At 39.0% G+C, this 2,061-nt stretch carries 3 protein-coding genes; all 3 read left to right on the top strand.

What is annotated here, in order from left to right; translation table 11 throughout:
- Positions 1-259 precede the first annotated feature (259 nt).
- The gene (locus tag G6Q48_RS21855) at positions 260-595 is read left to right on the top strand and encodes a metalloregulator ArsR/SmtB family transcription factor (RefSeq protein WP_042847035.1); all 336 of its coding nucleotides are present in this window, start codon (positions 260-262) and stop codon (positions 593-595) included.
- Positions 596-642: 47 nt separating this feature from the next.
- Complete coding sequence (gene arsD, locus G6Q48_RS21860) at positions 643-1,008, top strand: arsenite efflux transporter metallochaperone ArsD (protein WP_042847034.1); 366 nt, start codon at positions 643-645, stop codon at positions 1,006-1,008.
- Positions 1,009-1,021: 13 nt separating this feature from the next.
- Positions 1,022-2,061, top strand: a 1,040-nt coding sequence (locus G6Q48_RS21865; RefSeq protein WP_166268396.1) for a TRC40/GET3/ArsA family transport-energizing ATPase, incomplete at its 3' end; no start/stop codon positions are given.

A 2,061-nucleotide genomic window follows, 5' to 3' on the forward strand; every position in this document is an offset into this window, starting at 1 on the left:
GGGGTTGTGTGCCCATTTCATCGAAAAGTCCAAAGTTTGCTCCTAGCCCTGTAATATCAAGGGCTACAGATAGTGTGTTATACGACAGTATTAACACTTGATACTATTACATTGAAAAATTAAAGGTTCTAATTTCCTCAGTAAGGAATTATCAATAAATAAAGATAGCGTTCGTTTAGATAATTCATAGGCCAATATATATGTTTTGACGAATGTATTTCCTTGGTATATCTTACACACATTAAATATAGGAGAAAGTATGGAACCACTACTGCTGTTTAAAATTTTAGCCGACCAAACCAGACTGGATATCGTGCTACTGCTAAAAGCATCTGGTGAACTGTGTGTTTGCGACATCTATACGGCCTTGAATTTATCGCAACCAAAGACTTCTCGACATCTAGCAATGCTTAGAGAGTCGGGTCTTTTGCTCGATTCAAAACATGGTAAATGGGTTCATTATCGATTATCTCCAGCATTACTACCGTGGGTGAAAAGTATCATTGATGTCACCTATGCCACAGAGAAAAATAGAGTTGCAGATTTACTCAAAAGCTTAGAGACAAAAGAACCTGCGAGTAGCTGTTCTATATAAAAATTTTTAAGTTAACATATTCGAAAAAACATATATAAGGTTGAGATATGAAAAAATTAGAAGTATTTGATCCCGCATTATGCTGTAGCACTGGTGTTTGCGGAACCGAAGTCGATCAAGCATTGGTAGACTTCGCAACAGATGTGGATTGGTTAAAAAAACAAGGGGCAAGTATAAGGCGTTTTAATTTAGCGCAAGAGCCTATGGAGTTCGTTAACAACACAAAAGCAAAAACATTTTTGGAAACCGCAGGCGCCGAGTCACTTCCACTATTGATTCTTGATGGTGAGATTGTGCTGACTGGTCGATACCCAAAACGACATGAGCTAGCAAGATGGTTTGGTATTCGGCCGAATATTGAAAAAGCCGAAATTGTTAAATCGTGTTGTGGTAATGGTAAAACGTGTTGTTAACAGGAGCAATAAAATGAAATTTTTAGATAACACACCTAATTATTTATTTTTTACTGGAAAAGGTGGTGTGGGTAAAACTTCTATTTCTTGTGCGACCGCAATTAAGTTGGCTGAAAAAGGGAAAAAAGTCTTACTGGTGAGCACTGATCCAGCTTCTAACGTTGGGCAAGTATTCTCTCAATCGATAGGCAACAATATTAAGCCAATAACATGGGTTCCAAATTTATTTGCTATTGAAATAGACCCTCAAGCTGCCGCTGAAGAATATCGAAACAAAATTATTAATCCAATCAAAGAAAGTTTACCTGAAGCGGTAATTCAAAGTATTACGGAACAGCTATCAGGTGCCTGTACCACAGAGATTGCAGCTTTCGATGAATTTACTGGGTTGTTAACCAATACCGAAATTACAAAGCAATTTGACTATATCATTTTTGATACCGCACCAACGGGGCATACCATCCGTTTATTACAACTCCCGAGTGCATGGAGTGATTTTATTACTGATAATCCTGATGGTGCGTCATGTTTAGGGCCAATGTCTGGTCTTGATAAACAACGTGAACAGTACAGCATGGCGGTGGAAGCGTTGAGTGATAAATCACTAACAAGGTTAGTATTAGTTGCACGACCTCAATCAGCGGCATTGAGAGAGGTTGCGAGAACCTATAGCGAGTTGTCATCTCTGGGTATCAGAAATCAGCAATTAATTGTCAATGGTGTTTTCCCTGAAACGGCGGTGACTGAAAATGATAAGTTATCCCATGCGCTCTACTCTCGTGAACAAGCGGCATTAGCATCTATGCCTGAAGCACTACGCTCGTTACCTGTCGATATTATTTATTTACAAAATATCAATATGGTGGGTGTCGATGCACTGAAGCAGTTGTTATCTAATGAGATGCCACAAATTCCAACTATTACTCCGACAAAACAACCTATTTCTTTACCTACCTTGTCAGAACTGGTTGGCGAAATATCTCAGCAACAGCATGGGCTGATTATGTTAATGGGCAAAGGTGGTGTAGGGAAAACAACGATTGCGGCATCAAT

Source organism: Providencia sp. M-27, assembly GCF_011077905.1.
Classification (GTDB): Bacteria; Pseudomonadota; Gammaproteobacteria; order Enterobacterales; family Enterobacteriaceae; genus Providencia; species Providencia huaxiensis.